This window comes from Marinomonas hwangdonensis (assembly GCF_003721245.1).
Taxonomy (GTDB): Bacteria; Pseudomonadota; Gammaproteobacteria; order Pseudomonadales; family Marinomonadaceae; genus Marinomonas; species Marinomonas hwangdonensis.
On the sequence record NZ_RIZG01000001.1, the window covers coordinates 447,524 to 464,321 of the forward strand.

Here is a 16,798-nt window from a genome sequence, read left to right on the forward strand (position 1 = left end):
CTTATTCTAACAGGAGTCTAGATGCCACATTGTATTGTTGAGTACAGCCAGAATTTAGAGCAAGAAGTACCGCCTGTTGAGCTCTTAGAAGCCGTCAAAGCCGGCTGTATTGCTTCTACCTTGTTTACACTAGAAGACATTAAACTGCGCAGCGTCCCTTATAAAAGCTTTTTAACAGCGGGCCAGGAAGATGCCTTTGTTCATGTGATTTTAAGATTACTTTCTGGTCGCACACTAGAGCAAAGAAAGCAGCTGTCTGAATTAGTATTGGCATCATTAGGAGAGTTTGCTTTAAAAGATGTCAGTTTATCGGTTGAAGTGTGCGAAATGGAGCGGGATACTTATTCCAAAAAAGTGGTACTGTCTCAGAAGGAAGAGTGAGCTTTTGTATTTTAAGGGTATATCAATAATGCAAGCGTTGACGCGGTTTCTAGGGCTTTTGCCCCTGCTTTTGTTGTCTCTTTCTGGTTGGGCTAACACGCTTCCTGTTGACCAAGCGGATGATGCTAGGTCAGAGTCACTTTCTCGCTCTAGTTCAGACACACTTTCGGTAGAAGACGATGCCCTTGAGGAAACTTATTCGCCTGTAGAGCCTGCTGTCCCTATGTCTATTTCACAGCGAGCTCAAGAAGCGAATGGTCTATTTCAACAAAGAGAAAATAATGAAACGCAAACGGCAAGTAATCCTTTTGTGTTAACGCCGCACCGTCCTAACTACTTTTTACCGATTGCGTTTACCTCTAGCCCTAATAGCAGAGCTTTTTTGCAAGATAGTGACGATGATGCCACATTAGACAGTATAGAGTTCAAGTTTCAGCTCAGCGTTAAGTTTCCCGTGGTTTACGATGTAGTCGGACGAAATACTAGTCTGTGGTTCGCCTATACCCAGCAAGCGTATTGGCAAGCGTACAACAGTGAAATTTCCGCGCCATTTCGTGACACCAACCATGAGCCTGAAGCCTTTATCGTAACGAAACCAAAGCAGGGCTTTTTAGGCATAAAACCCAGTTATGTGTCATATGGTTTTAACCATCAATCCAATGGTCAGTCTGGTGACTTGTCGCGCTCTTGGAACCGTGTTTACATAGACTTTTTGTTTGAAAATGGCAATACCGCTTTTTCTATTAAGCCTTGGTACCGAATTCCTGAATCGTCTAAATTAGACGATAACCCTAATATTGAAAATTACTACGGATATGGTGAATTTAAACTAATACACGTGATCGATGATTACAGCATCGATGTGATGATTAGAAACAATTTAAAATCGTCAGATAATCGAGGCGCTTTGCAAGTTGGCTTTAATTTTCCGTTGTGGGGGAAGAGTCGCGGATATATTCAATATTTTAATGGCTATGGGCAATCTCTGTTAGATTACAATCACCATACTCAGTCATTGGGTTTTGGCGTAATGTTAACAAACTGGCTATAAACAAACTTTATCAAAGTAAACCGACAAGGCCTTCCGCTGATCTTAACTAAGTTGAACTTCCTAAGTGGGGATTGGCAAGTATCATTAAGTTGTCATTTTAATGCCACGGAACGGACATTTTACTCCTCTATGTTGAGAGTAAGTGATTCCAATAAGGTGATTAAAATGAGCATACTGCAAAACATACATGCATTTGATGTACAGACTTTTTATTGGTGTATGGCACGTAAACACCGTGCTAGATTAACCACCACGGGTCGGATGGTGTCTTTCTCTGCGGATGGTCCTCTTTATGTCATAGGCGCGTGCTTACTTTGGTGGGCCGGTTATGAGAGTCTTGTCGGTGTGTTGGCTCTGGGTTTTCTTATTGAGCGGTTTGTGTATTTTGCTTTAAAACGCAGTTGTAAACGCAATAGACCCGCTGACGCGCTAGATAACTTTCGTCCTTTTGTTATCCCTTCAGATCAATTTTCTTTTCCCTCTGGTCACACTTCTGCGGCATTTTTTGTCGCTTACTGTTTGAGTGAATGGTTTCCCAGTGCTAACTCGATCTTGTACTGTTGGGCATCAAGTGTGGGCTTATCACGTATATTTTTAGGGGTACACTTTCCGACAGATACATTAATAGGTGCCTTACTAGGGACGGTTTGTGCAGTATTTGCCATAGGGGTTGTATTATGAAAATACTCTATGGTGTGCAAGGAACGGGCAATGGTCACATTACCCGAGCGCGAGCCATGGCCGCTGAAATGGCTTTGGCTGGCATTCAAGTCGACTTTGTTTTTTCTGGGCGTCCCGCTGCAGATTATTTCGATATGGAAGTGTTTGGGGATTATCGAACATTCCAAGGGTTAAGTTTTGTCGCCCGTAATGGCGCGTTAGATTTAATGGCAACGTGTCGACATGCCAAGCTCATGACCCTATTTCGTGATGTTCGTAGACTGGATACGAGAGGTTATGATCTGGTCATGACAGACTTTGAACCGATTGTCGCTTGGGCGGCTAGGCGACAGGGCACACCGTGTTTAGGTTTTGGTCATCAGTATGCGTTTCATTATGATATTCCACGTTATACAAAAAATTGGGTTGCCCAATGGATTATGGCGAATTTTGCTCCCGCGACAACGGCGCTGGGCGCTCATTGGCATCATTTTGGTTACCCTATCTTGCCCCCATTGATTCACAATCAAATAACAGCAAATATGGCCAATTCCAATCAGGTATTGGTGTATTTACCTTTTGAAAACAGTGAGGCTGTTATGGATTGGTTGGAGGGCGTGCCAGATTATCAGTTCCGTTTGCACTGTAAGGACATTGAACCCGGTATTTATGGTCATGTTGAGGTGTTTCCCTTTGCCCGAGCTTCTTTCCAAGAGAATTTGAGCCAATGTGAATCGGTGTTATGTAATGCGGGATTTGAATTGAATTCAGAAGCCTTGCAACTCGGTAGACGTATTTTGGTGAAACCGCTAACTGGACAGATCGAGCAACATTCTAACGCGATTGCATTGGAATTATTGGGACTGGCAGAAACCACGGATGAACTTAACTCAGAGGTCATTTGCAATTGGCTAGAAACGAGTCAAGTTAGACAAGTATCTTACCCAAATGTTGCCCGTGCAGTGGTGTCTTGGTTACAAACCAATGATGAGATGAGTATTGAAGATTTGTGTAATGGCTTATGGAAACAAACTCCCGAAGCGTCAGACCAAGAGTTTCGGTCCAACGCTAGAGGTCAATCACAAGGCATTGCATCTGTGAGTAAGGTATCGACAGTTTAAAATTACGCTCGCAGCGTTTCTTTAAAGAAGTTTAATGTGCGTTGCCACGCTAACTCGGCATTCTTTTCATCATAACGAGCGGTGGAGTCATTGTGAAAACCATGGTTGGTCTGCGGGTAAATAAAGGCTTCGTAGGTCACTTGGTTGGCTTTGAGCGTGTTTTCATATTCTGGCCAAGTGTCATTGACACGTTGGTCGAGTTCAGCAAAATGCAGTTGCATAGGTGCCTTGATTTTATCAATATTGGATTTGGCTGGTGTGCCGTAATAGGGTGCGGCAGCATTAATCGTTTCTGGCATTTCCGCGGCCAAGGTGTTGGCAAGATAGCCACCAAAACAGAATCCTACTATACCCACTTTTCCGGTACTAAAGTCATGGTTCTTGAGTAGGGTAGCCGCGTCCATGAAGTCCCCTTCGATTTTACTGCCATCTAAGGTTCTTTGCATGGCTCGACCTTCATCGTCATTGCCCGGATAGCCGCCCAGTGGAAACAAAGCATCGGGTGCAAAGGCAATAAATCCCGCTTTTGCTAACCGACGAGCAACGTCTTCAATATAAGGGTTTAGGCCTCGGTTTTCATGAGCGACCAACACGGCAGCGGCTTTATTGTTAATGTCGACATTTTTTGGTCTAACTAGGTAACCACGACCTTTTCCGTGACCACGTGGCGCGTCAAATTCTACGTAGCTTGCGATGATGTCTGGATCATTAAAAGACACCTGTTCCGCTAACGCATAATTGGGCGTTAAAGCCCCAGCCACTACAGACAAAGTTAATCCCGCTATACTGAGTGTTCCCAGTCGAGATAAAAATGTTCTACGGTCGATATCACCGTGGGCGTATTCATCGTACCAGTCAAATGCCTGCTGAGGTATTGGGCTGGCTAGGGCCGAGACATCGGTCGTTTTAGGTGTGTTTTGAGTATGTGAATGGTGGGTCTTTGAGTGGCTGGTGGGTAAAGTCATGATGCTTCCTTTTCAAAAATTTGACAGCGTTAGATGTATTTGGTGTTTAATAAGGCACAGTCGTTTTCAATTTAACCTAGTTAGCTACGCAGTTCATCAGTAAATGGATCGATAAAACGATGTTTTTTTGTACAAGGCATGTTTAATGCTGATCTTTCTTTGCGTCTCCTGCGTATAAGTTTCTATGCTTAAGAACACCAGAAAACACTATTTTAAAACCATGCATTAACCAGTGTAGATGACATAGAAAAGTTTGCTTTTTTATTAAACACAAGTAATCCAACAGGAAAGCGTGTCAATGACGAGTAGAAAGCCAATTATCATTACAGGTGCAGGTCAACGCCTTGGTCTTGCTTGTGCTAAAGCGCTTATTGCACAGGGAAATGAAGTGATCATCACTTATCGTACTGAGCGCAAAGGCGTCGCCGAGTTAAAAGCGTTGGGTGCCCATTGCATTCAAGCAGATTTTTCTTCAGTAGCGGGAGTGGAAAGTTTTGTTAGTGCAATTTTACATCAGTATTCTGCGTTAGGTGGCATCATACATAATGCATCTGAATGGCTATCTGAGACAGAAGGTGAGGACAGCGCAGTATTAATGGAAAAAATGTGGCAAGTGCATGTATTTGCTCCCTATCGTTTAAATCTCGCGTTTGAACCCTTATTATTAGCTGGGTATGAAGTGAGCGGTTATGCTGACATTATTCACATGACAGATTTTGTGGCCGAAAAGGGCAGCGATAAACACATTGCTTATGCGGCGAGTAAAGCAGGACTAGCCAATCTTACTCACTCTTTTTCAAAACGTTTTGCTCCACAAGTGAAAGTGAATGCTATTGCGCCTTCATTGCTGATGTTTAACAATGACGACGATGAAGAGTATCGTCAAAAAGCATTAAGTAAATCCTTGTTGCGTAAATCACCTGGCGAGCAAGAAGGGGTATTAGCCGTTCAATACATACTCAGTAGCCAGTATATGACAGGCCGAACGCTGTCACTGGATGGAGGCCGACATTTAGCCTAGTTTTTAAAATTTGTCGCTCGAATGTCACTTCTTTTTTTTATGCCTCCATGTCGTATGACAGGATTGATTAATATAGGACAAACCTATGAAAAGTAATGTAGCGGAAAATATCAGTTTGAATCGTCCCGTGTTGTCTGAAACAGCTTCGAAAGTTCGAGATGCCTTGCTCAAAAGTGGTTTAGAAACGCCCATGATAGACAACGGTTTAACGAGCGAAGAAAAGTATCAGCGTATCAAGAGCGCCTTCGAAGATGTCGTGTCGACACTTGGCCTCGATTTGACCGACGACAGTTTGGCAGAGACCCCCCATCGAATTGCTAAAATGTACGTGAAAGAGATTTTCTCAGGCTTGGATTACACTCAGTTCCCCAAGATAAGTGTGATTGAGAATAAAATGAAAGTGGATGAAATGGTTAAAGTGAGTGACATCAGCTTTACCAGTACCTGCGAACACCACTTTGTCACCATTGACGGTATGGCAAAGGTGGCGTATCTGCCAAAAGACAAAATCATCGGCTTATCTAAGATCAACCGTATTGTGAGATTCTTTGCCCAGCGTCCCCAAGTACAAGAGCGCTTAACTCAGCAAATACTACTTACTCTACAAACCTTGCTGGAAACAGACAATGTAGCTGTGAGCATCAGTGCTGTGCATTACTGTGTGAAATCACGTGGTGTTATGGACGCAAGCTCATCGACACAAACAACAGCGTTAGGTGGCTTATTTAAACGCAGTGATAAAACTCGTGGTGAGTTTTTGGCGAGGTAGAGCGCGTTATTTTCGTGACGGATGTTGATGCGTATATTAAGAAAGCGTTAACAATTTAAGTAACGTTAAGCGCATCTAAAGATGTTTTTTATAATGAAGTTGCGTTCAAATTATTCAAATTTTGAATAGGGAAAAATTTGTGCGCACTTCTGTTGTATTACTGTTTATTGCTTACTTGGGTTTTTTTAGTCTCGGTTTGCCCGATGCGGCTCATGGTGTGAACTGGCCCTTTGTGAAAGCCAGTTTCTCATTGCCAATAGGTTGGTTGGGACTGGTGATTGCAGCAGGAGGTGTGGGTTACCTCATGTCGAGCTTCTCGGTCGGGTATTGGATGAACCGATTGGGGGTGGGCCAGCTGCTAGCAGTCAGTAGCGCCATAGTGAGCTGCGGCTTACTAGGATTTTATTTTAGTACTTCCTTTCTTATTTTTATGTTGTTCTCTGCATTGATTGGTTTGGGTTCCGGCGCCATTGATGCAGGATTAAACACCTATGCGGCAGAACATTTTTCGACCCGTCATATGAATTGGTTGCATGCGGCGTTTGGTGTGGGTGCGACAGCGGGTCCAGTGATTATTACCACGGTATTGGTGAGTTTTTCACAAAACTGGCGTTTGGGTTACGCCGTCTTGGGGTTGATTTTACTGTTTGTGTCTTTGGTCTTCTTATTTAGCCGTCATTTGTGGGAAAGTGATCAGCACAAGGCGATTAACGTGGATACCAACCAATCGGATAGCAACAAATTGGATACGACGAAGGCGCTTACAGAGCGAGTGACTCAACGCCAAGCACTCAAACCCCCGATTATTTTGACCCAAATCGCTTTCTTTTTTGTGTACGCAGGCGTTGAAATTGGTGTTGGGCAATGGGCTTTTACGGTGATGACAGAATTGCGTGGAATTTCAGTGGCCAACGCTGGTATTTGGGTCGCCGTGTATTGGGGATTCTTAGCGCTGGGCCGAATTGTGTTTGGTGTGCTGGTGGAGCGTTTCTCTGTTGAGCACTTGTTACGTTTATGCCTGTTAGGTATGGTGTTTGGCGCTTTTTTGTTTACCCTAAATGCGACACCTTATACGAGTTACTTGGGCTTGGTTTTGATCGGTTTTTGTGCAGCGCCCATCTTTCCTTGTATGATTTCGCAAACGGCTAAGCTAGTTGGAAAACACTATGCGATTCATGCGGTGGGTTTTCAAATGAGCGCGGGGGTTATAGGGGCGATGACCTTGCCTTTTTTGAGTGGTGTGTTGGGCGATTGGTTGGGATTAGGTTTTGTTAGTCTGACCTTTGTGTTGTACGCCATCGTTTTATTTGGGTTGTTTCAATGGATTGTTCGTCAAGCGGCCGAGAGCGCATAGAGCGAAAAATAAAGGATAGATTTTGACAAAAAATACCGCGACACAAAATACCCCTTCAGATGTCTCATCAATTGGCTATCCATCTGCAAACAATGTATCTGCAAACAATGTATCTGTAAACAATTCGCCTAGAAACAATAGCCGCTTACCTCGTTGGCTACTCTTAAGTTGCCTTATTGCAGTAGGTATCGGACAGTCGTTTATTTTTACGTCATTGCCGCCCATCGGTCGTGAAATCGGCTTGGCGGACGTGCGTATCAGCACCTTAATTACGGCAGGTGCTGCGACCTTTGTCATGGCAGCTTTTTTGTGGGGACGCATCATAAATCGCATCGGTCGGGTGCGATCAGTGATCGTTGGCATGAGTAGTTACGCAATCACCATCGCCTTGACAGGCTGGGTGTTACAGGAAGCACTAACGGAAAATTTAACAGCAGAACAAACTTACTACGGTGTCTTGATCCTGCGGGTGATTTTTTCTTTAGGTGTCGCTGGCGTTTTACCTGCGATTCAAACCTATCTAATCGCGCATACCGACGTCAAATATCGAAGCTCTACGATTGCGCTAATTGGCGCTTCGTTTAGTATTGGCATGATTTTAGGGCCCGCGTTTGCGTCTCTGCTTAGCGGTTTGGGTCTAACCGCTCCATTCTATATTATTGGTCTTTTTACTGGCAGTGTGGCAATACTCGTCTGGTTTTTTGTGACCGATGCTCAACATGTTAGACAACTTGAAAAACCTGTCGCGATAAATTGGTTTGTTCAACCTGTGTTGCCTTTTTTAGTAATGTCGGTTTTTTCCATTTTATCGATGACAGGTGTGCAGCAGATCATGAGTTTCTTGATTCAGGATCGTTTTGAGTTGAACGTGGCACAGACGACGCAGCAATTGGGTTTTGCCATGATGACCATGTCTTGTTTTAGTATTTTGGTGCAAATGATTTTGGTCCCCAGACTTCAGTTAGGGGTAGTCAAGCTGGTTTATTATGGGGTTGCTGTTGGTTTACTATCCCAGTTTGCCTTCGTATTTTTAAATAACTATATGGGTGTATTGTTGGCTATGGCTTTGTTTGGAACTGGATTTGGCTTTTTATTCCCAGGCATAGTGACCGCGCAAACCCTGTTGGTAAAAGACCATTTACAAAGTCGAGTGGCAAGTATTAATGCCGCGATGCAAGGACTGGGCGCGGCTCTTGGCCCTGTGATTATGGCGTCACTGTATCAGCTGGATCAGTGGGTGCCCTTTGTTGCTTTAATGGTGGGTTTACTGCTTGTTTTGGGCGCTTTTGTTTATTGTCGCAGCAAACCAAAATACGATTTTTAGAGGCATACCTCGCCATTCAATTGATTTTGGCTTGAGTGGCTTGGCGTGGGGAAATGCCAAAATGTTGATGAAAGCGACGGCTGAAATGGCTCAAACTGGCGTATCCTAATTCGTAGCTCACTTCTGTCACAGAACAGTTCTCTTGTAATCTCTGGTAAGCGCGGTTCATGCGTCTTTGGTGTTGGTATTCCACTGGTGTACAGCCAAGGGTACGTTTAAAGGTTTCATAAAAACGGCTTCGGCTCATGCAGGCCATTTTTGCTAAACAGTTAATGTCTAAGGGTTGTGCCAGATTGTGTTCTATCCAATGCATCACACAGGTGATGCCATTGGCGTCAGGGATGGTCTGAGTGAAACGCAGCAGGGCGTCTCTGCCATGATGCCTCAATATGCGGGTAATCAACTCACTGACGCCAAAGTCCACCAGCAAATCACGATCGGGATCGTTTTGAACAAAGTCACTGGCCAATCGGTCGAGCACTTGTTGTGTTGCTTGGGTATGCATGGTGTGCAGATGTTGGTTTGGGTCAATAATGATGTTACCAGGCAAGGTCTTTGCCATGATGTCGTTCATGCGATCACAGATTTGCGCGACTCTTTCTTTAGAGATTGCAATGGTCAAACAGGTGGTGGGTTTATCGAATTGTGCCTCAGGGAAATCAATCAGTACCTCTTCTTCAGGGGCTAAAATAAAAGACTCGTGAGGTAAAAAGGGAATGTTGTTGTGTTCCTTGGTATGCATGACTTTTGCGCCTGTCACCATACCGCAATACAAAAGTGAATCGGCTTTTAAGCTGACTTTTTGTGCTTTTTCATAGGTATCGTAGATACTCAATTCTGAATGCGGCCCAGCAAAGCAAACGCGGTTTTCAACCAGTTGCATTGGGGCACGTTTATGCTGCAAAGCAGTTTTTTCAGTCGATGCATAACGACTCATTTACACACCTCTTTTATTGTATTTATAGAACCTTGTGTTAGTGGCCATCGTCATAATCACTCTTGCCAGCGAATTGGTCAATACAAATTCATGCGTTAGCATCTTGTCCTTAAGTCTGTTTATGGATTATCGAAATGGATCCATAGACAAGTTTTGTGGACTCACAGGCAAGTTTTTATGAAGTTTTGTTTCTACAGTAAGCAGGAAGGTTAAATCCTACTATAAAAACAACAATACACGGAGACAGTTCTTATGATTTATGCGCAACCTAATAGCAATGGCAGCCTGATTTCTTTTGAAGCCGAATACGGTAACTTTATCGGCGGTGAATGGGTCGCTCCCGTAAAAGGTCAATACTTCGATAACATCAGCCCAGTCAATGGTGAAGTATTCTGTCGTATTCCTCGCTCCACTGAAGAAGACATCAATTTGGCCCTTGATGCCGCACACGCTGCTCGTGCCGCATGGGGTAAAACCTCAGTGACCAATCGCTCCAACATCTTATTAAAAATCGCTGATCGCATCGAACAAAATCTAGAAGCCTTGGCCGTTGCCGAAACCTGGGACAACGGTAAAGCGGTTCGTGAAACGTTAAACGCCGATATTCCGTTAGCGGCTGATCATTTCCGTTATTTTGCCGGCTGTTTACGCGCCCAAGAAGGCAGCACAGCCGAGCTTGATGAGCACACCGTTGCTTATCATTTCCACGAGCCTTTAGGCGTAGTGGGACAAATTATTCCATGGAACTTCCCAATCTTAATGGCGGCTTGGAAATTGGCGCCAGCCTTGGCAGCGGGTAACTGCGTTGTGCTTAAACCCGCCGAGCAGACGCCTGCGTCTATTTTGGAATTGGTTAAAGTTATTCAAGATTTGCTTCCACCAGGTGTCTTAAACATAGTCAACGGCTACGGTAAAGAAGCTGGTCAGGCCTTAGCGACCAGTAAACGAATCGCCAAAATCGCTTTCACAGGGTCAACGCCCGTTGGCTCTCACATTCTAAAATGCGCAGCGGAAAATATTATTCCTTCGACGGTAGAATTAGGGGGTAAATCCCCTAATATCTACTTTGCCGATGTGATGCAGCATGAAGATGCATTTATCAGCAAGTGTGTAGAGGGCTTGGTATTGGCTTTCTTCAACCAGGGAGAGGTGTGTACTTGTCCTTCTCGTGCACTGATTCACGAATCCATCTATGACGACTTTATGGCTCTAGTAGTTGAGCGTATTAAGACCATCAAACGCGGCAACCCTCTTGATACTGACGTACAGGTTGGTGCTCAAGCCTCAAAAGAACAGTTTGACAAGATCATGAGTTACATCGAGATCGGTAAGAACGAAGGCGCTGAATTGTTAATCGGTGGGGAAGTGGCGTCGATTGATGGTTTGGGTAAAGGTTTTTATGTGCAGCCAACCTTGTTTAAAGGTTCGAACACCATGCGTATCTTCCAAGAAGAAATTTTTGGTCCAGTGGTGAGTGTAACCACCTTTAAAGACGAATCCGAAGCGCTTGCTATTGCTAACGACAGCGAGTTTGGTTTAGGTGCTGGCGTATGGACACGGGATACTAACTTAGCCTACCGAATGGGTCGCAACCTAGAAGCAGGCCGTGTATGGATGAACTGTTACCATCAGTATCCAGCTCACTCAGCCTTTGGGGGATACAAAAAATCGGGTGTTGGCCGTGAAACGCACAAAATCGCACTAGAGCATTATCAGCAAACGAAAAATATGTTGGTGAGCTACGACATCAACCCACTCGGTTTTTTCTAAGCTGATCAATGCAATAGCTTAAAAAGCGACACTCTAAAAAGCCAAACAGCCTTTGCTGTTTGGCTTTTACGCTTAAACAAATGATTTATGTTAGTTATTTAGGTTAGTTGTCCAAGCCAGTTATTTAAGTAAGTTATTTAAGGCAGTAAGTTATTTAAGGCAGTAAGTTATCTAAGCCCGCTATTCAAATCCGTTATCCTCAAGACCTCATTGCACAATATCGTATTCTTATCGCGTCAGAATTTTGCCTCTTATCGAACGATCAGACGAATTTTCATGGTTTTCTTTGTTTCCTATTGGAAACTTTTTGGGGTAAGTGGTAGTTTCCTGGGTTAATGTGCGAACAATAAATGCACACCCAGAATGTGTCGGCAGAGGAAAAGGCGATGGCAATCAGTTTATTTGACCTGTTTAAAATAGGAATTGGTCCTTCCAGTTCCCATACCGTGGGCCCTATGGTGGCGGCGAATCAGTTTGCCCATCAGTTAGACAATCGTAGCCTGTTACCTCAGGTCAAACGTATCAAAATAGACCTATATGGCTCTCTTGGTGCCACAGGCAAAGGACATGGTACCGGTTCTGCCGTATTGATGGGGTTAGAGGGAGAGTTACCCGATCTCATTGATCCAAGCCGTGTGGCAGAACGAGTGGCACAGATAGAGACGACTGCTCAGTTGGCTCTGTTATCGACACACGCCATTACGATGAATGTTGCAACCGACCTGATTTATCATCGTATTGACCGTTTGGATTTTCATGCTAACGGATTAGTATTAGTGGCGTTTGATGAGCATGAAAATGTCATCCATGACGCTACCTTTTACTCTGTTGGCGGTGGTTTTATCGTGCAGGAGGACGAGTCCGGTAAGGTAGCTATTGTGGAAGACGACACGGAATTGCCCCATGTATTTCACAGTGCAGAAACCCTAATCAAACTGTGCCAAGAGCAGGATAAGAGCATCGCACAAATCATGCTTGAAAATGAAAAAACATGGCGCAGTGAAGCAGAGATAAAACAGGGAATATTGTCAATTTGGGCCGTGATGCGCGAGTGTGTCCAAGCCGGCATTCGCAGTGAAGGTATCTTGCCAGGTGGACTCAAAGTAAAACGCAGAGCCGCGAGTTTGCATCGTGATCTCATGAGTAAGACTCGCATGGATATGATTACGCCATCGCTTGGTGCAATGGACTGGGTCAATCTCTACGCCTTGGCGGTGAATGAAGAAAATGCTGCAGGGGGACGAGTGGTGACGGCGCCCACCAATGGCGCGGCTGGCATTATTCCGGCTGTGCTACATTATTACTGGGAGTTTTGTCCTCGTTCTTGTGAGGAGGGGGTGATCGACTTTTTCCTTACTGCCGCGGCCATCGGCTTGTTATTTAAAGAAAATGCGTCCATTTCTGGAGCTGAAGTCGGCTGTCAAGGAGAAGTCGGATCAGCTTGTGCCATGGCGGCGGCTGGACTGGCGGCTGCGACAGGGGGCACGCCAGCACAAATCGAAAACGCCGCCGAGATTGGCATGGAACACAACTTAGGTTTAACCTGCGATCCAATCGGTGGTTTGGTTCAGGTGCCGTGTATCGAACGTAATGCTATGGGGGCGATGAAGGCCATTAACTCCGCCAGTATGGCCCTTCGAGGAGACGGTACCCATTTTGTTTCCCTCGATAAAGTGATTCGAACCATGCGAGACACTGGCCGAGATATGAACGACAAATACAAAGAGACGTCGCGAGGCGGCTTAGCGGTGAATGTTATCGAGTGTTAGAAAACACCAAAGACAAAAAAATACGAAAAAAACCATCCTGTAACAAAAAGTTCATATAAATGTCGTATTTTTGTCACAAGCACCTTTTGAGGTGCTTTTTTTTGTCTGTTGGTTTGTGCTTCAAGATTGCCGTATGCAAGGGTTTATTAGTCAGTAAGCTCCGTGTAGAATGGCGCCGATTTGATAGTTTACAGAAATATGACAGGACGAGTTGAGCGTCAGATAATACCCATGCGCTGGGATAAGCACATGGCTGAATGTTGTTAAGGTAAGCCTTTCATTCAGCGGTCTGACACAGATTAATTACCAAAAACAGAGCCCTTATGGATCTTAAACAGTCTGCAAAAGAAGAGTCCACTATTTTTAGTGGCAATGAATTTATTCGTGTACTAATTGCGTTGGCCTTTATTTGTGCCGCGGGTTTTTATGCTTCCCACAATGGCGTTGGCGTTTCAAACCTATCGATTTTAGTGATTGCGGCGGCGATAGGTGCCTACATGGCAGTAAATATCGGCGCTAACGACGTGGCCAATAACGTGGGCCCAGCCGTTGGCTCCAAAGCCATGTCTTTGACCAGCGCCATTCTGATTGCGGCTGTGTTTGAAGCGGCAGGGGCTCTCATTGCAGGGGGGAGCGTTGTCGGTACCATTAAAAATGGCATCATCAATCCTAACGCCATTGGCGACGCTGAAACCTTTATTTGGGTCATGATGGCGGCGCTATTAGCTGGGGCTATTTGGCTCAACATAGCGACGTATTTAGGTGCTCCCGTTTCGACTACCCATTCGATTGTGGGTGGTGTGTTAGGGGCCGGTATTGCCGCGGGTGGTTGGGATATTGCTAACTGGGACAAAATGATTGCTATCGTTGCCAGCTGGGTAATTTCTCCTGTCATGGGCGGTGTAATCGCTGCGTTGTTTTTGATGTACATTAAACGCAACATCACCTATAAAAATGACATGATCGAAGCGGCAAAAAAAGTGGTGCCCATCCTTGTGGCGGTGATGATTTGGTCTTTTTCTACGTACTTGATATTGAAAGGGCTTAGTAAACTTTGGAAATTGGAGTTTACCACTGCGCTTTTGATAGGCTTTGCCATCGCCCTGACAGTGTACTTTATTGTGCGTCCTTTGGTTGATAAAGCGGCTTCAGCGTTATCAAACAGTAAGGATTCGGTGAACAGTTTGTTTACCATTCCCTTAATCGTAGCGGCGGCGTTATTAAGCTTTGCTCACGGTGCCAACGATGTGGCCAACGCGATAGGGCCATTGGCGGCGATTAATGAAGCCTTGTTGACGGGAGCGGTTGCCGGAAGAGCGGCTATTCCTATATGGATTCTTCTTTTGGGTGGTCTTGGTATTGCCGTCGGTTTGGCCTTGTTTGGGCCAAAACTGATCAAGACAGTCGGGTCAGAAATCACCGAATTAGACAGATCAAGGGCGTTTTGTATTGCCATGGCGGCTGCGATTACCGTTATTATTGCTTCTCAGCTTGGTCTACCCGTTAGTTCAACGCACATTGCCGTCGGGGGCGTTTTTGGGGTGGGATTCTTACGTGAGTATTTAAAACAGTCCTATGAAAAGAAGCTGGCCGCCATTATTTCTCATTCTGAGAAAGCGGGTCATGATGGTCAGCAAACTCAAGCCTTTGTTGAACGATTTAAAGAAGCGGATGTATCTGAAAAGCGTGAGATATTAAAAGAGTTAAAAACGCTTAGTGACGCGTCCCCTATCTCCTCTGAAGAGCGCAAAGGGTTGAAAAAAGCAACGAAGAAAGAGTTAGTGAAGCGCTCAGCGATACTTAGGATTGTGGCAGCGTGGATTATTACCGTGCCGACATCAGGAATTTTGGCAGCACTGATTTTTTATATGTTGTTAGGTTTTTCTGTCTCTCGTTAAGCGTCATAATCGACTAGAATCAGCTCAGTAAATACAAAAAAGATCAGTCTATCTGATCTTTTTTTGTTTTTATCGGTCTGTTGATGTTGTATAAAAGCATGCTAGGTATTGGGTTTATTTTGCTCTGAGGCATCGCCATGATCAAATAACAGAAAAAGGGAATAATGTGCTGGTTTTTTCTATCGTATTTGCATTATTTATTATTTGTTTGGTGCCCATTCTCATTCGTTGGAGAAGGCAGCAGAGAGAGTTGAAAAAGCAGCGGTTGACCTATTTGTCTCGGCGTTCAGAGCAAGTGTTCCATGCCTTAGATGTTATTTCAGATCGTTATCTTGCTAAAGATACCAAGGTTTTCATGATAGAGTATTTGCTGTTTATTATTAAACAGCTTGAGAATGCGAATTACACGTCTGATTTTCTAGTAAAGCACGCAGACATAATGCATTGGTTGACTGATATTAATGCCACGAAAAAAAACGCTTCGGTAAAAAAATACGCGTCTGAGCAGAAAGTGAACACACCAGAGCAACTTAATCAGACACACAACGCGTTAAAATGTTTACTCCAAGAAACCAGATATATGGCAAAAACCTACGGTGTGAGTCAAGTGGCGATTGGTCAGCACCTTGTGAATTTAAGGTATGCTTATGCCTTGGCTTATCGCGATTTATTGGTTTACCAAGCTAGGCTGGACTTAGATAACGACAAAAAAGCGCAAGCCCTAGAAAAATATCGTACGGCGTTGTCAGTAATGGAGCAAAATGATTCTGTTAATGGTGCAAAAAAAGAGATTATGCAATTGCAAAGTAGAATTCATAAAATAGAACAGATTTTATTTCCAAATAAAAGCAAGGCAGAGTCTAAGTCAGTTTAGTGGCTTTATAGCGGTGCTCTATGTTCTTATGGATGATTGACAACAACCAAGGTTTATTTCGTATAGTATGACGTCTGTTACTATCACTGTCCTTTTGCTCATTATTGGCGGCTTTATTGCCTTTGCCATTTATCTACAATTAAAGGAGCAGGCACGTCTCGAAAAAATGCGCAAAGTGGTCACCCTGAATAATCAGTTGCGACAAGTGACCCGCTACCTTGATGATATTCCTTCTCAATATCAGCCTAAAGATATGAGACTGTGGCTTTTTTCCCGCTTGATTTCTATTTATGATCAGTTGTTAGTACTTCAACCCGATCCGACCTTGTCACGTCGTCGCAGAAATATTGCAGAGGAAATGACAGAATTCCAGGCAAGTACGCAAAAAAGACGTGCCAAGCCAATGAACGACGAGCTGCTGATTATGGAAGTAAAACGCTTGTTTGAGTCGTTCAAATCCTTTCTTTTAACGTCTCAAGCAGAGAAGACGATTGACTCCGATCTGGTGCATAGATACTCTAAATTACTGAATTTTTATCATTATAAAGTCAATGCTGATCATCATGCTTACTTAGGAAGAAAAGCCTTTTTAAGTGGCAAAATGGATTTGGCGATAGATATGTACAAAGAAGCTTTATCACAGCTTGCACCGGTAAAAGAATCCGTTGAAGCCCAATCCACCATCCAGAAGTTTGAAGAAATAGTACGCGATATCCAAGATGATATGGCTTTGCAACAATCTGAGTCTGAAGTAAGTAAAGATCTTGATAGCCAAGATGATGGCGAGTTAGACGATGAATGGAACAAGTTCATTGATTCGTCAGGGTTTCAAAAGAAAAAACGTTTTTAATAAGTTTTTCCGTCTGGCTCAAGGGGCGGTGTGTTTTATCTGGTTCATTCCAGT

The 16,798-nt window shown here is 44.1% G+C and carries 15 protein-coding genes; 13 read left to right on the forward strand and 2 right to left on the reverse strand.

What is annotated here, in order from left to right; translation table 11 throughout:
• Nucleotides 1-21 precede the first annotated feature (21 nt).
• The 4 genes from EBI00_RS02025 (at nucleotide 22) to EBI00_RS02040 (ending at nucleotide 3,213) form a co-directional block, all read left to right on the forward strand.
• A complete protein-coding gene (locus EBI00_RS02025; RefSeq protein ID WP_123094248.1) occupies nucleotides 22-381 on the forward strand; it encodes a 5-carboxymethyl-2-hydroxymuconate Delta-isomerase in 360 nt (119 codons plus the stop codon).
• Nucleotides 382-409: 28 nt separating this feature from the next.
• Nucleotides 410-1,432, forward strand: a complete 1,023-nt coding sequence (locus EBI00_RS02030) for a phospholipase A (protein WP_123094249.1) — start codon at nucleotides 410-412, stop codon at nucleotides 1,430-1,432.
• A gap of 165 nt (nucleotides 1,433-1,597) precedes the next feature.
• Nucleotides 1,598-2,113, forward strand: a complete 516-nt coding sequence (locus EBI00_RS02035; protein ID WP_123094250.1) for a phosphatase PAP2 family protein — start codon at nucleotides 1,598-1,600, stop codon at nucleotides 2,111-2,113.
• Complete coding sequence (locus tag EBI00_RS02040) at nucleotides 2,110-3,213, forward strand: MJ1255/VC2487 family glycosyltransferase (RefSeq protein ID WP_123094251.1); 1,104 nt, start codon at nucleotides 2,110-2,112, stop codon at nucleotides 3,211-3,213. Before EBI00_RS02035 ends, EBI00_RS02040 begins: the two co-directional genes overlap by 4 nt.
• 2 nt (nucleotides 3,214-3,215) lie before the next feature.
• Here the strand turns inward: EBI00_RS02040 and EBI00_RS02045 are convergent, their stop codons facing one another.
• Nucleotides 3,216-4,178 carry a dienelactone hydrolase family protein gene (locus tag EBI00_RS02045; RefSeq protein WP_123094252.1) on the reverse strand — a complete coding sequence of 321 codons (963 nt, stop codon included), beginning with the start codon at nucleotides 4,176-4,178 and terminating at the stop codon, nucleotides 3,216-3,218.
• A 298-nt stretch (nucleotides 4,179-4,476) separates the two neighbouring features.
• Here EBI00_RS02045 and folM point away from each other — a divergent pair, with 298 nt between their 5' ends.
• The 4 genes from folM to EBI00_RS02065 all read left to right on the forward strand — a co-directional run bounded on the left by folM (nucleotide 4,477) and on the right by EBI00_RS02065 (nucleotide 8,646).
• Nucleotides 4,477-5,199 carry a dihydromonapterin reductase gene (gene folM / locus EBI00_RS02050; RefSeq protein WP_123094253.1) on the forward strand — a complete coding sequence of 241 codons (723 nt, stop codon included), beginning with the start codon at nucleotides 4,477-4,479 and terminating at the stop codon, nucleotides 5,197-5,199.
• Between the two features lie 85 nt (nucleotides 5,200-5,284).
• Nucleotides 5,285-5,968 (forward strand): GTP cyclohydrolase I FolE, encoded by a 684-nt coding sequence (gene folE, locus EBI00_RS02055; protein WP_206612538.1) that lies wholly within the window; start codon nucleotides 5,285-5,287, stop codon nucleotides 5,966-5,968.
• Between the two features lie 139 nt (nucleotides 5,969-6,107).
• Complete coding sequence (locus EBI00_RS02060; protein ID WP_158600725.1) at nucleotides 6,108-7,322, forward strand: MFS transporter; 1,215 nt, start codon at nucleotides 6,108-6,110, stop codon at nucleotides 7,320-7,322.
• 22 nt (nucleotides 7,323-7,344) lie between these two features.
• Nucleotides 7,345-8,646, forward strand: coding sequence for an MFS transporter (locus EBI00_RS02065; protein WP_241556924.1), 1,302 nt, complete (start codon nucleotides 7,345-7,347; stop codon nucleotides 8,644-8,646).
• A gap of 16 nt (nucleotides 8,647-8,662) precedes the next feature.
• Here the strand turns inward: EBI00_RS02065 and EBI00_RS02070 are convergent, their stop codons facing one another.
• The gene (locus EBI00_RS02070) at nucleotides 8,663-9,583 is read right to left on the reverse strand and encodes a helix-turn-helix domain-containing protein (RefSeq protein ID WP_123094255.1); all 921 of its coding nucleotides are present in this window, start codon (nucleotides 9,581-9,583) and stop codon (nucleotides 8,663-8,665) included.
• Nucleotides 9,584-9,835: 252 nt separating this feature from the next.
• Here EBI00_RS02070 and exaC point away from each other — a divergent pair, with 252 nt between their 5' ends.
• The 5 genes from exaC (at nucleotide 9,836) to EBI00_RS02095 (ending at nucleotide 16,744) form a co-directional block, all read left to right on the forward strand.
• On the forward strand, nucleotides 9,836-11,353 hold the full coding sequence (exaC, locus tag EBI00_RS02075) for an acetaldehyde dehydrogenase ExaC (RefSeq protein WP_123094256.1): 1,518 nt from the start codon (nucleotides 9,836-9,838) through the stop codon (nucleotides 11,351-11,353).
• A 386-nt stretch (nucleotides 11,354-11,739) separates the two neighbouring features.
• Nucleotides 11,740-13,122: an L-serine ammonia-lyase gene (locus tag EBI00_RS02080; RefSeq protein WP_123094257.1), complete on the forward strand. Its 1,383-nt coding sequence runs from the start codon at nucleotides 11,740-11,742 to the stop codon at nucleotides 13,120-13,122.
• A gap of 323 nt (nucleotides 13,123-13,445) precedes the next feature.
• Complete coding sequence (locus tag EBI00_RS02085; protein ID WP_123094258.1) at nucleotides 13,446-15,020, forward strand: inorganic phosphate transporter; 1,575 nt, start codon at nucleotides 13,446-13,448, stop codon at nucleotides 15,018-15,020.
• A 166-nt stretch (nucleotides 15,021-15,186) separates the two neighbouring features.
• Complete coding sequence (locus tag EBI00_RS02090; protein ID WP_123094259.1) at nucleotides 15,187-15,894, forward strand: hypothetical protein; 708 nt, start codon at nucleotides 15,187-15,189, stop codon at nucleotides 15,892-15,894.
• Between the two features lie 67 nt (nucleotides 15,895-15,961).
• Nucleotides 15,962-16,744, forward strand: coding sequence for a hypothetical protein (locus EBI00_RS02095; protein ID WP_123094260.1), 783 nt, complete (start codon nucleotides 15,962-15,964; stop codon nucleotides 16,742-16,744).
• The last annotated feature ends 54 nt before the right edge of the window (nucleotides 16,745-16,798 follow it).

Bases quoted from the DNA above. Each gene is read 5' to 3' on its own strand.
- EBI00_RS02080 (WP_123094257.1), top strand. From the start codon at position 11,740: ATGGCAATCAGTTTATTTGACCTGTTTAAAATAGGAATTGGTCCTTCC.
- EBI00_RS02045 (WP_123094252.1), bottom strand. From the start codon at position 4,178: ATGACTTTACCCACCAGCCACTCAAAGACCCACCATTCACATACTCAA.
- EBI00_RS02040 (WP_123094251.1), top strand. From the start codon at position 2,110: ATGAAAATACTCTATGGTGTGCAAGGAACGGGCAATGGTCACATTACC.
- folM (WP_123094253.1), top strand. From the start codon at position 4,477: ATGACGAGTAGAAAGCCAATTATCATTACAGGTGCAGGTCAACGCCTT.
- EBI00_RS02025 (WP_123094248.1), top strand. From the start codon at position 22: ATGCCACATTGTATTGTTGAGTACAGCCAGAATTTAGAGCAAGAAGTA.
- folE (WP_206612538.1), top strand. From the start codon at position 5,285: ATGAAAAGTAATGTAGCGGAAAATATCAGTTTGAATCGTCCCGTGTTG.
- EBI00_RS02085 (WP_123094258.1), top strand. From the start codon at position 13,446: ATGGATCTTAAACAGTCTGCAAAAGAAGAGTCCACTATTTTTAGTGGC.
- EBI00_RS02035 (WP_123094250.1), top strand. From the start codon at position 1,598: ATGAGCATACTGCAAAACATACATGCATTTGATGTACAGACTTTTTAT.
- EBI00_RS02030 (WP_123094249.1), top strand. From the start codon at position 410: ATGCAAGCGTTGACGCGGTTTCTAGGGCTTTTGCCCCTGCTTTTGTTG.
- EBI00_RS02070 (WP_123094255.1), bottom strand. From the start codon at position 9,583: ATGAGTCGTTATGCATCGACTGAAAAAACTGCTTTGCAGCATAAACGT.
- exaC (WP_123094256.1), top strand. From the start codon at position 9,836: ATGATTTATGCGCAACCTAATAGCAATGGCAGCCTGATTTCTTTTGAA.
- EBI00_RS02095 (WP_123094260.1), top strand. From the start codon at position 15,962: ATGACGTCTGTTACTATCACTGTCCTTTTGCTCATTATTGGCGGCTTT.